The 18,827-nt window shown below is 55.0% G+C and carries 17 protein-coding genes; 10 read left to right on the forward strand and 7 right to left on the reverse strand.

The genetic code is table 11. The annotated features are described in order from the left end of the window. Positions 1-5 precede the first annotated feature (5 nt). From KK078_RS03190 to KK078_RS03200, 3 genes are read right to left on the reverse strand one after another with little or no spacing between them, the layout of a single operon-like run. Positions 6-1,316, reverse strand: a complete 1,311-nt coding sequence (locus KK078_RS03190) for a 2OG-Fe(II) oxygenase family protein (RefSeq protein ID WP_254088794.1) — start codon at positions 1,314-1,316, stop codon at positions 6-8. 10 nt (positions 1,317-1,326) lie between these two features. Continuing rightward, a complete protein-coding gene (locus KK078_RS03195; RefSeq protein WP_254088795.1) occupies positions 1,327-1,623 on the reverse strand; it encodes a hypothetical protein in 297 nt (98 codons plus the stop codon). A gap of 32 nt (positions 1,624-1,655) precedes the next feature. Next, positions 1,656-1,991 (reverse strand): hypothetical protein, encoded by a 336-nt coding sequence (locus KK078_RS03200; RefSeq protein WP_254088796.1) that lies wholly within the window; start codon positions 1,989-1,991, stop codon positions 1,656-1,658. A gap of 141 nt (positions 1,992-2,132) precedes the next feature. Here KK078_RS03200 and KK078_RS03205 point away from each other — a divergent pair, with 141 nt between their 5' ends. Both KK078_RS03205 and KK078_RS03210 read left to right on the forward strand, forming a co-directional pair. Next, a complete protein-coding gene (locus KK078_RS03205; protein WP_254088797.1) occupies positions 2,133-4,571 on the forward strand; it encodes a YfhO family protein in 2,439 nt (812 codons plus the stop codon). Between the two features lie 198 nt (positions 4,572-4,769). Next, entirely contained in the window at positions 4,770-5,204 is a 435-nt protein-coding gene (locus tag KK078_RS03210; RefSeq protein WP_254088798.1) for a hypothetical protein, read from the forward strand. 106 nt (positions 5,205-5,310) lie between these two features. Here KK078_RS03210 and mdh read toward each other — a convergent pair whose 3' ends face one another. Both mdh and tilS read right to left on the reverse strand, forming a co-directional pair. After that, entirely contained in the window at positions 5,311-6,240 is a 930-nt protein-coding gene (gene mdh, locus KK078_RS03215; RefSeq protein WP_254088799.1) for a malate dehydrogenase, read from the reverse strand. Between the two features lie 184 nt (positions 6,241-6,424). Continuing rightward, positions 6,425-7,750 (reverse strand): tRNA lysidine(34) synthetase TilS, encoded by a 1,326-nt coding sequence (gene tilS, locus KK078_RS03220; protein WP_254088800.1) that lies wholly within the window; start codon positions 7,748-7,750, stop codon positions 6,425-6,427. A 65-nt stretch (positions 7,751-7,815) separates the two neighbouring features. Here tilS and KK078_RS03225 point away from each other — a divergent pair, with 65 nt between their 5' ends. The 8 genes from KK078_RS03225 (at position 7,816) to recN (ending at position 16,054) form a co-directional block, all read left to right on the forward strand. Further along, positions 7,816-9,570 carry an OstA-like protein gene (locus KK078_RS03225; protein WP_254088801.1) on the forward strand — a complete coding sequence of 585 codons (1,755 nt, stop codon included), beginning with the start codon at positions 7,816-7,818 and terminating at the stop codon, positions 9,568-9,570. Positions 9,571-9,660: 90 nt separating this feature from the next. Beyond that, a complete protein-coding gene (locus KK078_RS03230) occupies positions 9,661-10,368 on the forward strand; it encodes a T9SS type A sorting domain-containing protein (RefSeq protein ID WP_254088802.1) in 708 nt (235 codons plus the stop codon). 468 nt (positions 10,369-10,836) lie between these two features. Continuing rightward, the gene (locus KK078_RS03235) at positions 10,837-11,649 is read left to right on the forward strand and encodes an outer membrane protein assembly factor BamD (RefSeq protein WP_254088803.1); all 813 of its coding nucleotides are present in this window, start codon (positions 10,837-10,839) and stop codon (positions 11,647-11,649) included. A gap of 4 nt (positions 11,650-11,653) precedes the next feature. Then, positions 11,654-11,977: a DNA-directed RNA polymerase subunit omega gene (locus KK078_RS03240; protein ID WP_254088804.1), complete on the forward strand. Its 324-nt coding sequence runs from the start codon at positions 11,654-11,656 to the stop codon at positions 11,975-11,977. Between the two features lie 86 nt (positions 11,978-12,063). Further along, positions 12,064-13,263 (forward strand): bifunctional phosphopantothenoylcysteine decarboxylase/phosphopantothenate--cysteine ligase CoaBC, encoded by a 1,200-nt coding sequence (gene coaBC, locus KK078_RS03245; RefSeq protein WP_254088805.1) that lies wholly within the window; start codon positions 12,064-12,066, stop codon positions 13,261-13,263. Next, complete coding sequence (gene porD / locus KK078_RS03250; RefSeq protein WP_254088806.1) at positions 13,256-14,155, forward strand: type IX secretion system protein PorD; 900 nt, start codon at positions 13,256-13,258, stop codon at positions 14,153-14,155. The genes coaBC and porD overlap by 8 nt, the downstream gene beginning before the upstream one ends. 19 nt (positions 14,156-14,174) lie before the next feature. After that, positions 14,175-14,399 (forward strand): hypothetical protein, encoded by a 225-nt coding sequence (locus KK078_RS03255; protein WP_254088807.1) that lies wholly within the window; start codon positions 14,175-14,177, stop codon positions 14,397-14,399. Continuing rightward, entirely contained in the window at positions 14,399-16,054 is a 1,656-nt protein-coding gene (recN, locus tag KK078_RS03260) for a DNA repair protein RecN (protein ID WP_254088808.1), read from the forward strand. The genes KK078_RS03255 and recN overlap by 1 nt, the downstream gene beginning before the upstream one ends. 138 nt (positions 16,055-16,192) lie before the next feature. Here the strand turns inward: recN and KK078_RS03265 are convergent, their stop codons facing one another. Both KK078_RS03265 and KK078_RS30605 read right to left on the reverse strand, forming a co-directional pair. Further along, positions 16,193-16,879, reverse strand: a complete 687-nt coding sequence (locus KK078_RS03265) for a YdcF family protein (RefSeq protein ID WP_254088809.1) — start codon at positions 16,877-16,879, stop codon at positions 16,193-16,195. 17 nt (positions 16,880-16,896) lie between these two features. After that, complete coding sequence (locus KK078_RS30605) at positions 16,897-18,807, reverse strand: RecQ family ATP-dependent DNA helicase (protein ID WP_254088810.1); 1,911 nt, start codon at positions 18,805-18,807, stop codon at positions 16,897-16,899. Positions 18,808-18,827: the final 20 nt, after the last annotated feature.

Below are 18,827 nucleotides of genomic sequence, written 5' to 3' on the forward strand. Positions count from 1 at the left end.
CCGGTCTAATAGGTGCCGTCGGAAAAAGGACGTGAGCCTAAGAAGAAGAACGACGCCAGGATATAGCGACGGCCGCGTGTGATGGGGCGGGCGCCATGCAAATAGCCCAACAACCCGGGGTGTACGGACGCATAGCCCACCTGTTCAGGCTTGATCAGTTTTTTATACTTGGGAAAGAACGTTCCGCCGCCGTCGTAGTCGAGGTTCAGCGTCACGATCAGCGATACATAGCTACCATCGTTATGCAGCCCGAGGTGTCCCTGGCGCTCGGCCAGGTACCGTACGATGAAGTTCTGTGACGTGAGGTTTTCCCAGCCTTGTCCGTGTAGGTGGTATTTATGAAACAGCAACGGATGCAGGTATTTGCGGAGGGCCTGGTTGAACACCTCGTCCAGCCCGAACGAGCTTAGCTTGATGTCGATGGGATCGCCGTCTTTTTCGCGGTAGTTAGTCCACTCGCCAAAGTGCTCGGCTTCCTCGATCACCTCCTGGCAAAACGCCGGCGTGAAGAACGGAAAGGCGTAGACGTTGTCGATCGGCTCGTCGCAGATCAGGTCGAACTCGCGGTGCACCAGCTGGGGGTTGACATACCGTTTTACCCAGGCTGCCTCGTGCTCGCCGAACGCCTGGTATAACTGCGGATGCAACGGTATATATCCACCGGCGGCTTGCAGCGATGCGTGCCAGTTGCCGTCCGGCGATATAAAGTTCTTCATCGGCGCCAGCACGTCGAGCCGCCCGGTATACGCTTCCTTCACTTCACGGTCGGGGTGCTGGCCGCTGAGGGCGCTGAACAGTTCGCCCGCGGGTATGATCTGTTCGGCAAAACCTGAAGCGGTCAGGATCTCGAGGCCGCGTCGGTTGAGCCGGTAGGCGAAGGCGCCCTGGCTATACCCCGGACGTACCAGGCCACCGGTGTTGGCCGGTCGGTCGCCGTCGCTGGCATACCGCCCCAGGTACAGCAGGTCTGCTGTCTCGTCGGTGTCTAAAATATGATAGTGCGTGCCGGTGGGCACAAAGTCTTCTTCCAGCACCACGACAGACTGTCTTCCTTCCTGCAACGCCTGGTGCCACACGCGCCAGTGGCCCATGGCCAGACTTACATCTCGCTTGTCGTCGGGATTATACCCTTCCATCAGTTTCAGACCGGCTGCATTCAGTGCGGCCAGGGCATCGATCTCGCGCGGCACCTCCACGACTTCGAGGGGTGTATTTTCCGGCAGTGGCAGCAACCGCAAGCGCTCGGCAAAGAGCTTTTCTTTGTTCGCGTCGTTGCCGGGAAATGCGAGGATATAGACTTTCTCTGTCGTGATCATAACGGGTGTATTATGCCGCTGCACGAACCGAAAACAACCTGTAGGCAAACATAAAGAAGCCTACCATGAAGGCGACGGCACCCAGATACGCCAGAATCTGAAAAGGCACTCCCACCATCGCATACCGCTCATAGTCGTTGTCAAAGAAAAAGACGCCGACGGCAAAAAACAGACCACACACGAGTCGCGCAAAACCACCAAACACCATCAGCCCCGTGGCAATCGACGGTTGCCGGCTGATGGCATACACGGCAGTGCCCAGGATCACCACGTTTGCGAGGGAGCCGATCAGCTGCGGGAGAAGCATAAGAAGTTGATAACTATCCATAATATGTGTTGTTAGAAGGAGGCCCGTTTTCTCAGAGCACCGTATACGAAGAGTAAAAAACCAAAGGCAAACGCCAGCGAGGCCAGGAACGAAATGGCACCGAAGAGCATAAAGTAACGGGTGATATTTTCTGCGGGCATATTTAAATTTATACCCCAGAGATTCCACCACGTCGAGAAAAACACACCCGGCAAGCCCAGCACCGCACCGATCAGCATCAAATAAGCTGGAGCTGTCGGCCGTTTGGAGATACAATATATCGGAACGATCAACATCGCCAGCTGCAGCACGACATTAAAAAGCACCGGCAACATGCTCAACACACCTTCTGAAATAATTTCTTCCATAACGAAATATTGACATTCGGGCGAATATAACGAAAACCCCTAATGTACCCACGACCAATAGGCAAACCCATCCGACGAACCTGTCAACGGGGGCTGGGTTTTTAGCTAATCCTTCCTATTTTGCACCGATAATCCGCCTGCATGAAAAAAATCAACTTCGCCCGGCACGTTCTTCCACATCTCGTTGCCATCGCGGCATTCCTACTGGTTACGGTCGTGTTCTTCAGTCCGTTCTTCTTTGACAACAAGGTCTTGTCGCAATACGACATCCAGCAATGGGAGGGCTCATCCAAAACCCTGCGCGACTATCGCGAAGCCACCGGCCAGGAAGGACTCTGGGCCGACAATATGTTCAGCGGGATGCCGGCATACCTCATCAACCTGCATTGGAGTAACTACGGCATCGGCCTCTTAAAAAGAGTGCTGTCGCTCGGACTGGCGCACCCCTATGCCAACATCTTCATAGCATTCATTTCCTATTACATCATGCTGCTGGCTTTCCGCGTACGGCCCTACCTCGCCATCGGCGCGGCCATTGCGTTCGGGCTTTCATCGTATATGATCGTCGGGCTCGCGGCCGGCCACAACGGCCGCATCGGCGCTATCGCGTTTATGCCCCTGGTCATCGCCGGTATACACCTGGCCTACTCCGGCCGGCGCCTGCTGGGCCTGGGCATCACCACGGCCGCCGTGGCCCTGCAACTGAAAGAGAATCACCTGCAGGTAACATTTTACCTCCTGCTCATTGTGCTGATCTACGGACTGGTTCAATTCATCTACGCCCTGCGTGAAAAGAAAGTAGCGGGCTTCTTTGCCACAACGGCCATGCTCCTCCCCGCGGCCATCATCGGTGCCTGCACTTTTATCGGCCAGCTGTGGGGCGTTACCGAGTATGGCGCGTATACCATTCGCGGTAAGTCAGACCTTGCAGCCCCCTCGCAAGCTGTCAACGGTCTTCCCCGCAGCTATGCGTTCGACGCCAACAACGGCGTCTGGGAACCGTTCATGATGCTGATGCCCAACTTCTACGGAGGCAGTGCCGCAAACTACCTGGTGCGCGATCAAAAGAGCGAAGTATACCAGGCGTTGACCCGCTCGGGAGACGAGCAGACCGCCAATCAACTGGCCCAGTTCACCTCTGCTTACTGGGGGCCGCAGTCGTATACCGTTCCCTATTACGCCGGGGCGACCATCATCTTTTTGTTTGCCGTCGGCCTGGCCTTTGCCGACCGCAAATACATCTGGTGGCTGGTGCCGGCTGCCGCCCTCGGCATTATGCTGAGCTGGGGCGCGAACTTTTCTGCATTCAATTACTTCCTGTTCGACCACGTGCCCGGCTTTAACAAGTTCCGGTCCGTGACCTTCGCATTGATCATCACGCTCTTTACGCTGCCCCTGCTGGGTGTGCTGGGTGTTGAAAAGCTCATGGATACCGGCCTGGACAAAGCGGCCAAAAAGAAACTGCTCATCGTCTTTGGCGCCACGGGGGGGCTGTGCCTGCTATTCCTCCTGTTCGCCGGCGCGTTTGACTTTACCCGCGAGGGCGAAGAACAACTGCCTTCGTGGTTCATCGGCGCGCTGATCGACGACCGCAAGAGCCTGTTCCGCGGCGATGCATTCCGGTCGCTCGCGTTTATTGCCGCGCTCTTTATCATGCTATACTTTGCCGTATGGAAAAAAGTGCCGGCCGGCTTTTATGCGTTCGTCGCCATCATGATCGTGTTTGACGTCAGCCTGGTAGACCGCCGTTATCTCACAAAAGACAACTACGTGCGCAAGCGCGAAACCACAGCTCCCGAAATGACACCGGCCGACCAGGCCATCCGGCAGGACACATCGTATTACCGCGTGTACAACATTCAGCCGGGCGCCTTCACCAGCGAAGCGCGTACCGCCCATTATCATTACTCCGTAGGCGGTTACCACGGCGCCAAGCTGCGCCGCTACCAGGACCTGTACGACTCTTGCTTGTCGCAACAAACCGTCGCGTTGATCCAGGGCATCCGGGCCGGTGATTTGAACTTCCGCCCGTACGGTGTCATCAACATGCTGAACATAAAATATATGATGTACGGCCAACAGGCCAACCAGGTCATACCCAACGGTAGTGCTAATGGGCCGGCATGGTTTGTTCGCGAGGTAAAGAAGACCAGCTCTCCGGCCGAAGAACTGGCGACACTGTGCGATACCGACACCAAGGTTACCGCGGTGGTCAATACCGCGGCCGTTACCGTGCCGGAGTTTGGATACGACAGTGCGGCCACCATTTCCATCGTCACACACAAGCCGCCCTATCTCAAATATCAAAGCCACGCTGCGCAAAACGGCCTGGCCGTATTCTCGGAAATATATTATGCCAAGGGCTGGCGCGCCTTTATCGATGGTAAAGAAGCTCCCATCCTGCCCGTGAACTATGTGCTGCGCGCGCTGGCCGTACCCGCGGGTGATCACACCATCGAATTCCGCTATGAACCCGCTCCTTATGTGGTCGGTAACAAAGTGATGATGGCCTCTACCTGGCTAACGGTATTGATACTGCTCGGCAGTCTGGGCTGGAGCCTGCGCCGCGAAGATGTATAACAGTCATCAGACCGCCGTTTTGTACAACTGAACTCCAAATATGTACAAATGACGTTTTCATTACATACGGCAGGTGAGGTTTGTTAAGACAAAAATATAGCCCTTCACGGGCTATATCTTTGTCCTATAACCAAATAAACACTTTATCCTGTCATGAAAAAATTCTATTCAATCCTCTCTATTGCAATCGCATTCTCTATGCTTGCTCTTACGACTTCGTGTAGCGATGACGATGACAAGGGTGTCAACAAAACAGAGCTCCTAACCGCTAAAAAATGGTCGAAAACAAAACATGAGATCGAACTTCAAGGCCAACGCGAAGATTTTGGCGATATCGACGAATGCGACGAAACCAGCTACAGCACATTCTCGACAGACAAAGTATATACTTTCGTAGACATTTGCTACGGTGATGAAGACAAGATTGTCGGTACATGGGAATGGAAGAACGGCGAGAAAACGCTGTCATGGACTGAAGATTGGGGCGCTGACGGCATCGACACAGAAGAATTCGAGCTGGTTAGTATCACTGCCACAGAGCTTGTGCTGAAGAAACTCAACGAGGATTTCAGCATGGAGATCGACGGAAAAACATATAATGCTTACGACATTTATACGCTCACTGGCAAATAACTCGCTAAGCGATTCTAATCAAAAGGTCCTTGAAAGGGCCTTTTTTTTAGACAATAAAAAAGGAGGCTTGATGACCTCCTTTTTTTTATGACCAATACTGGCAGTATTAGCCCAATTTCTCCAGCACGTCCATCACCTCTTTCACCGCCTTGCGGCTGGCTTCGAGCAATGCTTTTTCTTCGCCGTTCAGGTCGAGCTCGAGAACTTTCTCAACACCGTTCTTACCGAGGATCACCGGTACGCCCAGGTAGCAATCTTTAATGCCATACTCGCCTTCCAGCTTGATACAAACCGGGAATACGCGACGCTGATCTTTTACAATGGCTTCTACCATTTGTGCAGCCGCCGAACCGGGTGCATACCAGGCCGAAGTGCCCATCAGCTTCACCAGCTCGCCACCACCCACTTTTGTGCGCTCCAGGATAGCGTGCAGCTTGTCTTTGTCGATCAGCTCGGTTACCGGAATACCGGCTACGGTAGTATAGCGGGGCAGCGGCACCATGGTATCGCCGTGGCCACCCATCAGGATCGCCTGGATATCTTTCGGCGATACGTTCAGGGCTTCCGCCAGGAAGGCACGATAACGCGCTGTATCCAGGATTCCGGCCATACCGATCACGCGGTTGCGGGGGAATTTCGAGGTGAGGTGTGCCTGGTATGTCATAACGTCCAGCGGGTTGCTGACCACGATAATGATGGCATTGGGTGAATGCTTCACGACATTCTCCGTTACCGACTTCACGATGCCGGCGTTGGTTCCGATAAGGTCGTCGCGGCTCATGCCCGGTTTGCGCGGCAGACCGGAAGTGATCACGACCACGTCCGAGTTAGCCGATTTCGAATAATCGTTGGTGGCGCCGATCGTGCGGCTGTCATACAGGTCGATCGGAGCTTTCTGCCAGATATCCAGGGCCTTGCCTTCGGCAAAACCTTCTTTGATATCTATCAGCACGATCTCGTTAGCCACCTCGCGGTAGGCCAGCACATCGGCACACGTAGCGCCCACATTGCCAGCGCCTACTACTGTTACTTTCATATGAATATAAATTTTAGTGTTGGAAAATCGATGAGATCCACGCCGCTGATCCGGGTGTGAAACGGGGATTGATGAACCAATATCGCTTTGAGGGTCAGCACGTTCAGGGATAAAGGCAGGAATTATGCTCTAAATAAACCGGGGGCGAATTTATCACTCCACGCGCCAAAAGAAAAAGGTTATTCTATAAAATGTGCGGGCGGATCGTAAACGTCAGCACCTGCCGGGTAGCCGTCGTCACTTTAAACCGGTCGTCCAGCCGGTGGCCCGCCACCCAAACGATCTGTCCGCCGGCCTCCAGCACGGTTACATCAGCCTTGTCTGCTCGCGCTACCTTGCGGTCGATCAGAAAGTCGCTGATCTTTTTACCCTGACTCATACCCAACGGATGGAACACGTCGCCGGCCCGCCACCGGCGCCAGGTGATGGGAAACGTTATACGGTCGGCATCCACCGTAGCCTGCCACACTCCACCGGCAAGGAGCTGGCCCGCGTCACGTCTCTCTACGGCCAGTACCCAATCGCCTAATATTACCTGGTCGTGCTCCGTCGCCAATGTTACCGCCTGCCAGTCCGCTGTGCGCGGAAGCAGGATCAGCTCTTCGCGATCGATCATGATCGTATAGCCCGCTGCCAGGAACTGCTTGCCGGGCTGTCCTGTCAATGCCCGCACCATGTCCTCACACTGCCCGTAGTGAAAGCCGAAGGGACGCAGGTAACGCGCCAGGATGGCGGTGGCGTGAGGCGCCGTCGCGAACGTTTTGCGTATAGCGATACGGTTTCCTTTTACGGATGTATACATTTCCTTCCAACGTTCGAGGCCATCCCCGGCCAGTGACAACACTCCCTCCATACCGGCCAACCCGCGCTGCACCGTCTGCTCCAGCGATGGATTTAATTCTTTCAGACGCGGCACTACCTGGTGCCGTATAAAGTTGCGTGCATAATCGTCCGTCTGATTGCTGGCATCCTCGCGCCAGGGAAAGCCTTGGGAGGCAGCATATACTTCTATGGCCGCGCGCGTGGCAAACAACAGCGGCCGGATGACGACACCCTGCCGTACCGGTATACCGGCCAGACCGTCGGGGTTCGCGCTCCGGGTCCAGTTCAGCAAGACCGTTTCCAGGGCGTCGTTCAGGTGATGCGCCGTGGCGATACGGTCAAACCCCTCGCCTCTCCGTACCTCCTCGAACCACGCATACCGCAGCGCCCGGGCGGCCAGCTGGATCGACAGGCCTTCTGCTTCCGCATAGGCGGTCGTGTCCATACGTTTTACAAAACAGGGCACCGCCAGGTCGCGGCACAGGGACTCTACAAATCGCTGGTCACCGTCCGAAGCCTCGCCCCGCAGTTGAAAATTGCAGTGTGCCACGGCCACGGGCTGCCCGGCTTCGTGAAAAAGCCGTAGCATGGCAACCGAGTCAATTCCCCCGCTTACCGCCAGCAAAATGCGATCGGTCGGGCCGCATAGACGGTATTCGTGAATATGGTTCAGAAATTGCTCTAGCATGGAAACTCAAAGGTACGATTATAGTTATTCGTGCCCATATGACAGATCATTTGTAGCTTGCACCCATGAAAAACTCGGAAAGCGTCGCCCGCAGCGGGTCCCGGATCGTCTGGTTACTGATAGCAGGATTCCTGCTGGCCGGCGGACCGCTGCTGGCCCAAAAACGCGTCCACCTCAAACAGGCCGACAAGCTCCGCGGTGGTCGCATGGGCGACGAACGTTTTGACCGTCTGCTGGGCAATGTCATCATGACCCAGAACAACACCACCATCTATTGCGACTCGGCCTACTTCTTCAAGAAACGAAACTTTGTAGAGGCCTTCGGCCGCGTGCGCATCCTGGAAGGCGACTCCGTTACCATCACCGGCCGCAAGCTGGAATACGACGGCAACACCAAGCTGGCGCGCCTGCGCAACAATGTAGTCTTCACGAAGCTGGCAACCGCCACGCTATACACCGAGTACCTCGACTTCGATCGCAACCGGAACCTGGCCTACTACAAAACCGGCGGCCGCCTGGTCGACAGCGTCAACACCCTTACCAGCGTGCGTGGGTATTACAACGTCAGCAACAACCTGGCGTCGTTCAAAAAGAACGTAGACGTTAAGAACCCCGATTATACCATGACGGCGGACAGCCTCCAGTATAATTCGCGAAGCAAGATCATCTACTTCGTCAGCCCCACCAACGTGGTGCGGAGCGACAGCAGCACCATTGTATACGAAAGCGGTTTTTACGAAACCATCACCAAACGCTCGGACCTCAAGCTCGGCCAGGCCGAGACGCAGGACTATACCCTCGATGCCGAAGACTATAAGCTCGACGACTTTCGCAAACGCTACCTCTTCCGGCGCAACGTGGTCATGACCTATAAAAAGGAAAGCCTCGTCATTTACGGGCAGGCCGCCGATTATTATCGAACCAAAGGTATCGCCAAAGTATATAACAACGCCTACCTCGCCAAAGTGGCCGACAACGGCGACACTCTTTTTATGTCAGCCGACACGTTGGTATCGATCGACAGCCCCGATCCTTCCAAAAAAAGACTGCTGGCCTACAACAACGTCAAAATCTACAAGCGCGACATGCAGGGCCTGGCCGACTCGGTCGAGTATCGCTCTATCGATTCTACCCTCTACTTTTATGAAAAGCCGGTACTCTGGTCGGAAGGCAACCAGATGACGGCAGACTCCATCCGCGCATTGATGAAGAACAACACCATCGACCGCATCTACATGGTGGCGAACTCGTTCGTGATCTCGCGCGATACGTTGATAAACTTCAACCAGATCAAGGGGCGGCTCATGACCACGTACTTCCGCAACCAGCAGATCAGTCACGTCTACGTCGAGGGCAATGGCGAAAGTCTTTATTTCCTGCTGGACGAGAAGACCAACAAATCCTCGGGCATGAACAAGATCATCTGCAGTAACATCATGATCCGCTTCAAAGAGGGTAAAGTGAATAATCTCACGTTTTACAAAAAGCCCGAGGCGAGCGTCATTCCGCCCCACGAGCTCAAGATCGAGGACACCAAGCTGAAGGGCTTTCAATGGCGCGGCGACGAGAAGCCTACGCGCGAAGACGTGGTAAAACCACAGGTACCGTCCACCAATAACAAAAAGACGACCAGTGCCAGCAAAAAAGAATGGGTGAAACCCGGAACCGAACGCGACACGACGGGAACAACAGGCAAAAACCCGATGCGCGACGGCATGCTCAAACTCCCGGCAGACTCCGTTGTGAACAAAATAGACGTGATAAAGCCACACTCCCAACCTGACACTACTGCGACGACAGACGACCGAAAACGTTTGTAATTTAAAATTTCGCAAAGCCCAACGAAAAAGTTGTCCGGCTAGTATGAGATTCCCGTATAATGTTTAACTTTTGTAGACGATGCGGGGCCTATGAGAAAATTTCTATTGCTGACGACCTGTGTGCTGCTTGTCCGGTTTGCCGCCGGCCAAAGCTTTGAGGTTGTCGCCCTGCAAGAAACATATCGCGGCCTTATCGGCGAAACCATCAAAGCGCCCATCCGTTTCAAGAACACTTCCGACAAGCCTATTACCCTGATCATCAGAAAGATCGACAGCCAGATCGGCAGCACCCAGAAAAACTTCTTTTGCGTCGGTGAAAACTGCCTCGAACAAAAGGTTGAAGACTACATCATCAAAGTCGAGCCGGGCCAGACCCTTGGCAGCCTGCAGGTTGCGCTGGAAGCCGGACTCGTGCCGGGGATCAGCTCCGTACATTACCTGGCCTTCAGCCGTTCCAACCCCAGCCATACAGTCGAGTTTCGCGTCAACTTCGCCGTAGACGAAAAGCCCGAGAAGCAGGACCTGTATTCATCCCATTTTATCACGATCCATGACGTCTACCCCAATCCCGTTACCGACAACAACGCCTATATCGAGTACAGCCTCGTCAGCGAGCAGGTAAAAGCCAAGATCATCATGCACAACCTGCTGGGCAACCCGGTAGGCAACTACCCCCTCTCCAGCGCAGAGAACCGCCTCCGATTGCGCACCGACGAGCTGAGCGCCGGTATCTACTTCATCACGCTCTACCTGGAAAACGAGAGCGTCATGACCCGCAAGCTGATCGTGAAGAAGTGATCCGGGACAGAGATTACCCGTATCAACCCCCAGGATTACCCGTATCAAAGCCATACCAAAGCCGTACATCACCCGTATCAAAGCCATACTAAAGCCGTACACTATCCCATCTGGCGATTTCTATGGTTTATACAAGGGGATCGGCCAGGGCGTAATACAACAGCCCAGGCTGAAGGCCTGGGGATTCCAGTGCATCCAAAAGCCCAGTCCTGAAGGGGCGTAACAATTCAAGGCGCGCACCGGCGCTGGTCTTATCTGGTCCAAGATGCTGTCATACCCGTATCATACCTATCCCAAAACCGGGGCTGACTTATGGTAGCCTCCTGGTAAAGCCATCCTGATCGCCGCTGAAACATCACAAATCTGTAAAATCGCTTCAAAAAGAACTTTTTCCCGTTTTCCCACATCTTAAAACGGGCGGAAAAGGCGTTTTTCTGTTCTGATCACTTGTATTATATTTGCGGGCTTATGCGAAAACTATCAGTAGCGTCATACTTTCTCGTCATTCTTCTGGCCACTGCGGCATGTAGCAAGTTCCGGAAAATTGAAAAAAGCCCGGACTGGCGGGTGAAGTACGAGGCCGCCATGGTTTATTATGACAAGAAAGAATACTACAGGGCTTCGGTGCTGTACGAACAGATCCTGCCGGTAGTACGGGGTCTACCCGAAGGCGAAAAAGTGCAGTTCTACCTGGCCTATTGCCAGTTTTATGACAAACTGTACCTTCTGGCCTCCGAGCAGTTCAAGACCTTTTACGAGACCTACGGCCGAAGCACGCTGGCGGAAGAGGCGCGATACATGTACGCCTATTCGCAATACGCCTCCTCGCCCGATGCGAACCTGGACCAGACCAGCTCGGTCAACGCCATGGCCGCCATGCAGGAGTTCCTGAACCGGTATCCCAACAGCGCGTTCCGCGACAAGGCCGTAGAGGTGATCTTCACCACGCAGGCCAAGCTGGAAACCAAAGGCTTTAACAACGCGTACCAGTACTACCGCATGCGCAGCTACAAGGCCGCGATCGTGGCACTGAACAACTTTAAAAACAACTTTCCCGATTCGCACTACCTGGAGCAGGCTTCGTTCCTGGTCGTTTCGGCCGAATACAAACTGGCGCAGCAAAGTATCACCTCCAAGCAGGCGGAACGGTACAAGGCCGTGGTCGAGCACTACAAAGAGTATATCGACAAGTATCCCGAGGGCAAATACCTGCGCGATGCCGAAAAGCTCTACACCGACAGCCTCGAAAAACTTAGCAAATTCAAAAATACAAATACGTAATACTATGGCAGTTCAATCATCCATCATTACCCGCGACGTAGAAAAGATCGCTGCACCGACCGGCAACCTGTACGAGTCTGTAGTAGTTATTTCGAAACGCGCCCGTCAGATCGCCATAAACATGAAAGAAGAGCTCAACAACAAGCTTGCTGAGTTTGCGACGACCGTAGACAACCTCGAAGAAGTGTTCGAAAACCGCGAGCAGATCGAGATCTCCAAGTTCTACGAGCGCATGCCGAAGCCGACCAACATCGCTACCGACGAGTTCCTCGATGGCGACCTGAGCTTCCGTCGTCGTGGCAGTGACGCTGACTTGAAACTAGACTAAGCGCGAGCCGTTAATCGTTATCTGTTGATTGTAACACAATAGCAGCCGTTAACGGATAACGGTCAACCTGTAACGAGACCTGGCGCATGCAAGGCAAAAAAATTGTACTCGGCGTGAGCGGCAGCATCGCCGCCTATAAATCGGCGATGCTTACACGCCTGCTGGTGAAGGCCGGCGCAACGGTAAAGGTCGTCATGACCCCAGCCGCCGGCGATTTCATCACCCCCCTGACGCTCTCCACGCTCTCCAAAAACCCCGTTCTCACGAGCTTCGTTCGTGACGAGACCGGTCAGTGGAACAACCACGTCGACCTGGGCCTGTGGGCTGACGCCCTCGTCATCGCCCCCGCCAGCGCCAACACCGCAGCCAAAATGGCCCACGGTATCTGCGACAACCTGCTGCTGGCGGTATACCTCTCCGCACGCTGTCCCGTCTTCCTGGCCCCTGCCATGGACCTGGACATGCTGCAGCACCCCGCTACACAAGGCAACCTCGACAAGCTCCGCTCCTATGGCAATATCATTCTCGCACCGGGCTATGGCGAGCTCGCCAGCGGCCTGACGGGGCACGGCCGCATGGCCGAACCCGAAGAGATCTTCGACGCGCTGCAAAAGTTCTTTCAGGCTACGGGCCGTCTCCATGGCAAATCCGTGCTGATCACTGCCGGCCCGACCCAGGAGGCGCTCGACCCCGTGCGGTTCATCAGCAACCACTCTACCGGTAAAATGGGCTTCTCCCTGGCGGAAGTCTTCGCCCGTGAAGGTGCCCGTGTAAACCTGGTCAGTGGGCCCACCCAGCAACGCGCGCAACATTCCAACATCAACGTAATACCGGTTGTATCGGCAGAAGAGATGTACCAGGCCAGCGCCTCGCTTTTTTCCGAAAGTGACATAGCCGTGCTGGCCGCGGCCGTGGCGGACTACCGTCCCGTAGAGAAGGCTGAACAGAAAATCAAGAAGACCGACGGAAACCTCACCCTCGCCCTGACCAAAACGCGCGATATTGCAGCGTCGCTGGGAAAGGTAAAACGCCCCGGGCAAGTCATGGCCGGTTTTGCGCTGGAAACCGAAAATGAGCAGCAGAACGCTTTGAAAAAGCTCGACGCCAAGAATTTTGACCTCATTGTGTTAAATTCACTCAACGACAAAGGCGCCGGCTTCGGACACGACACGAACAAAGTCACCATTCTCGATCATAAACACGGGGTGCGAACGTTCGAATTGAAGGATAAGAAGGATGTAGCGCGGGACATTGTCAATGCCATTATTGAAAAGCTGCATGATTAAAAAAGCACTCCTGGCAGGTTGTATTCTTTGGGCCGTTGTCGCACAAGGCCAGGAACTGGACTGTACCGTCGCCGTTAACGCCACGCAGATCCAGACCAACGACCGCACCATTTTTCCCGACATGAAAAAAGCGATCGAGCAGTTCATGAACACCCGCAAGTGGACAAACGATACATACAAGAACTACGAACGCATCGCCTGCAACATTCTCATTACGATCACAAAAATGAACTCACCGACCAGCTTCGCAGCCTCGGTACAAGTACAGTCGGCCCGCCCTGTATACAATTCCAACTACTCGTCGCTGGTCTTCAACTTTGCCGACCGCGACTGGGAGTTTGAATACGTCGAGTCGCAGCCCCTGGAATACAACGACAATACCTTTACCAACAACCTCACCTCCATGCTGGCGGTGTATGCATACCTCATCATCGGCATCGACTACGATACCTTTAGCGAGATGGGCGGCACGCCGTTCTTCCAGCAGGCACGCCAGGCCGTGAACAACGCGCAGCAATCCAACCGCCCGGGGTGGGACGCCATGGGCAGCAACCGGAACCGCTACTGGATCGTCGAGAACCTCAACAATCCGCAGATGAACGACCTGCGCAAAGCGGTATACGCCTACCACCGCCTGGCCCTCGACATCTTCGACAAAGACCCTGACAAAAGCCGGGAGATCATTCTCAAAGGGTTAAAAGATATTAAAAAGGTACGCGACGTAAACCCCACGGCCGTGCTGCTGACCAGCTTCTTCGACGCCAAGGGCAAAGAGCTGGTGAACATCTTCTCGTCCGGCAACCTGCCCGTGCGCCGCGAGGCATACGACGTCATCCAAACGCTCGACCCCTCTTCTACACGAGCCGACTACGCCAAGATCATCCAGAACTAAGCCATCCGCGCCGACATCCATGGGGACCAAACAACTTCGCCTGAGCGATCCGGAGCAAATCCGGAAAAGAATCGATGAATTTGTGGGCAAACAAATTAATATTGTGCTGACGGACAGCACGGTTGTATTCGGCACCGTAGAGCACGTAAACGCCACCGGCATCACGCTGCGAAACATGCGCCAGAAGAAGACCACCCATCCGTTTGTTACCCTGACAGAAATCTACTTCGATACGAACGCCTGATGCTGAAGCACCTGACCATTAAAAATTACGCCCTTATCCGCCACCTGGAGCTCGAGCCGTCTGCCCACCTCAACGTGATCACCGGCGAAACCGGCGCGGGCAAGTCCATTATGCTGGGTGCCCTCGGCCTGCTCATGGGCAACCGTGCCGAAAGCAAAGTGCTGTGGGACGAGCAGGAGAAATGCGTGACCGAAGGCGTCTTCGACATCCGCCATTACCGGCTCAAGTCATTTTTCAAAGCCGAAGACCTCGACTACGACGATACCACGGTGATCCGCCGCGAGATCAGCCCCGGCGGCAAGTCCCGGGCATTCATCAACGACACCCCCGTTACGCTCGAAGTCATGAAGAAGCTGGGCGGCCTGCTCATGGACGTGCACTCCCAGCACGAAACCCTGGCGCTGGGCAACCAGGCCTTTCAACTGCGGTTGATCGATGCCTATGCCGAGAACACCACCCTCACCGACAAATACGCCGAGGACTGGTCCGCCTATACCAAAGCAAAAAAAGCATACGAAAACCTGCGCGACGAGGCAGACACCCTGCGCCAGGAAGCCGACTATATCCGCTTCCAGCTGGAAGAGCTGAACAAAGCAGCGCTGGACGAGGACAACGAGCAGGAAAAGCTCGAGTCAGAGCTCAAGATCATGGAGCATGCCGAAGAGATCAAGAGCCGCTTCCAGGGTATCCTGTCCGTGCTCTCGACATCCGAGTATGCCTCGCGCAACGGCCTGCGTGACGCCCGCGGCCACCTGCAGCACATCGCCTCCTACTCCGAGTCGTATAACGCACTGTTGCAACGCCTCGACAGCGTCATCATCGAGCTGGACGACATCTTAAACGAAGTAGAACGCGAAGAGGAGAACATCGAATTCGATCCCGAGCGCTCCGAGCTCATCAAAGAGCGTTTGAGCCTGTTCTATCGCCTGCTCAAAAAGCATGGCGCGGCCGATGTACCGGCGCTCATCGCCTTGCGCAATGGTCTCGAAGAAAAGAACAGCATTACCGGCAACCTCGACGAAGCACTGGCCAAAGCCAAAGCAGCCTTTGAAGCGGCTGAAAAGAACGTGCGGGCTACCGGCGCCAAGCTGAGCGAGTCACGCCAGAAAGTATTCACACCGCTGACAACACAACTTGTCAAGCTGCTCCAGGAGGTCGGCATTCTCAATGCCACGCTCGCCGTAGACCGTCAGCCGGCCGAGCCCACGCCCGCCGGCATGGATAAGATCGAGCTGCTCTTCAGCGCCAACAAAGGCATAGCACCGCGCCCGCTCGCCCAGGTAGCGTCGGGCGGCGAATTCTCGCGCCTCATGTTCTGCATCAAATACGTCATGGCCGAAAAGACGGCCATGCCCACACTGGTGCTCGACGAGATCGACACCGGTATCTCCGGCGAAGTGGCCATCAAGTTGGGCAATCTCATGAAGAGCATGTCCAAGAAACACCAGCTCATCACCATCAGCCACCTGCCCCAGGTAGCCGCCAAGGGCGACGCACATTACTTCGTGTATAAAGATCACTCGGCCGCCAAAACCATGAGCAGCATCCGCGAGCTTAAAGCCCAGGACCGCGTACAAGAGATCGCCAAGATGATCGGTGGTGAAAAGCCTTCTAAGATTGCACTCGAAAACGCCCAGGAGCTGCTAACGCAGTAAAGTATGCTGTTGCTGGCGCAAGTTTAGCACCGATCCGCCAACCGGCGGAGAAGGTGCGTAACCCCGATAGCTATCGCGGGTGCCTGGAACTGTCGGCAGTTTGTAACTGCCGTCGGCTTCCTCTGCCCGCCAGCCACGTCACTGGCCCTTCTTCGCTTCCTCCTCCTGACGAACTTCTTCCTTAATACGTTTACCCATCGTTCCCCGGAAGCGTTTCCAAAAAGACTCCCGCTCCATAATCGAAACAAAGTCGGGCACATACAACGTAGCCGTGTCGATGACCGGCAACGTCTTACCTTCCAGGTCAAGAATCTCCGTCACCACGGGCACCGACTTCACCCCCGGACAATATTTCCGAATAAAGCTCTTCAACATAGCCGACTGAAACGGATCAGTCGCCAGTGCAATCTTCTGAAAACCCATCCCCTTCGCCAGCTTCCATGAATAGTATATATTTTCTGTACTATGCTCAGCTTTCGTCTCCGCAAAAGTGTGCTCTGGCGGAACACCCAGCGAGTCGGCAATCATCTTCATAGCTTTGCCTTCTACAAAGTGGCTGTACACGGCAGACCCCGAAAAGATAATGTTGCGGGTATAGCCGCTGTCGTATAAATGCTTGGCCCAGAAAATGCGCATGTTCATCACGCGCGTCGTGCGCTCCTTCTCATACGGCACACCGGGCACGATCACTACATCAAAGGGTTTCTCTTTGGCCGCTTCCGCATAGAGCTTACGCGCCTGTCGTTTAAAAGAGCAATGCGTCAGCAACATGGTGATACCGAGAAATACCGGTAGTGTTAATGCGATCTTGAGAAGTCTTTTCATGCATTCAAATGTAATCGTTACCGCGCGTGGCGCAGTTTCCAGGCCTCGTCATACACCAGTCTGCCGCCGTCCACCAGTTCGCGCACGATATCGACGAACAGCTCGCGGTCGCGTGGGGCAATGCGCTCTTCCAGCTCTTCCATGCTCATCGGCGCGGCGCGGAGTACGTTCAGAACTTCCTCGTGCAGCTCTTCCACCGCCGAGGCATCCTGCTCCTTGCGCTGTGCCAGGCAGACATCACACAGACCACATACGCCGATAGCTTCTTCACCAAAGTACTCCTGCATGACCACCATGCGGCAACGCTCGGTCTGCTGGGCATAGTGCGTGATGGCCTGCACCTTGTCCAGCGCCAATTTCTTACGCGTCTCTAACCGCCCGAGGTCGAGCGGCAGACGGTCCGCATCCTGGCGCGGCAAAATGAACGTTACCTGCGGCTTATCCTTCAACGGTTGGTATATCACCACCTTCAGCGAATCGAGGTGTTGCAATACCGCCCGTGTATCTCCTTCGCGGGCGCTCATGGCCCGGGCCACGAACGCTTCGGATATACGCACAAAGCCTGTGAACAGCTCGCCGCCGTAAAGCCGCAATAACATCTTGATAAACGGATCAAACCGCGCGTTGGCGATCTGAAACTCATACAACCGCGTCTTATCCATCAGGAAGTGGAGGTGCGACGGGTTGTAAAAGCTCTCCGTAAACTGGATCAACCCCTCCTCTTCCAGCTTTTTCAACGCCACATATACCTCCGCCTGCTGAAATTGAAAGCGGTCTGCAAAGTCGTGCAGGTCAAAGTCATAGCTCTGTCCCTCACCGCTCCCGATCGCCAGCTGGTAATAATTCGCCAGCGCCTGGTATGTACGGCGAAGCACTTCCGGCGGCGGATGGTTCTGCGTCACCTTAAACTGCAAACTCGTCATGTCACCATCCTGGTACAATATGGTGGCGAACGAGCGCTGCCCGTCGCGGCCGGCACGGCCGGCTTCCTGGTAATACGACTCGATGTTCTCCGGCAGGTCCAGGTGCACGACCAGCCGCACGTCGGGCTTGTCAATGCCCATACCAAAGGCGTTGGTCGCCACGATCACCCGCGTACGATTCTTGATCCAATCATCCTGCCGGCGACCGCGCTCCTCAAAGTCCAGCCCGGCATGGTAATACGACGCCGAAATGTTCCGCCGCACCAGCCACTCGCTGATCTCCTGCGTCGCCTTGCGCGAGCGTACGTATAAGATGGCCGGACCCGGCACCTTTCGCAAGATTTCCAACAGCTTCTGCTCTTTGTTTTCTGCCTTCCGCACAACCAGCGACAGGTTGGCCCGGGCAAAGGACTGTTGAAAGACACCCATCGGCTGCCGGAAGGCCAGCTTCTCTACAATGTCCTGCCGCACGATGGGCGTAGCCGTAGCCGTCAGCGCAATGACGGGCACCTGGGGCAACAGCTCCCGCAAACCCGTGATACGCATATATGACGGACGAAAATCATACCCCCACTGCGAAATACAATGGGCCTCGTCCACCGCGATCAGCGAGACCTTCATTTGTTTCACCCGCGCCACGAAAAGCTCGGTATGCAACCGCTCCGGCGAAACATATAAAAATTTGATCTGCCCGTAAATACAGTTATCCAACAATATATCGATCTCCGCCTTCCGCAGGCCCGAGTGAATGGCAACTGCCTGGATCTCGCGCTTCCGCAGCTGCTCCACCTGGTCCTTCATCAACGCGATCAGCGGCGTGATGACAATACAGATGCCGTCGAGTACCAGCGCCGGCACCTGAAAGCAGATAGACTTGCCGCCACCCGTCGGCAAGAGGGCCAGCGTATCGCGTCCCTCCAGCACCGAGGCAATGATCTCCTCCTGCCCCGGGCGAAAACCGGGGTACTGCCAGTACTGTTGTAATATGGAAAGAGCTTGTTCCACCGCAGGAAATATAGCAAATG

The sequence above is a fragment of the Dawidia soli genome, assembly GCF_018598185.1.
GTDB lineage: Bacteria > Bacteroidota > Bacteroidia > Cytophagales > Cyclobacteriaceae > Ohtaekwangia > Ohtaekwangia soli.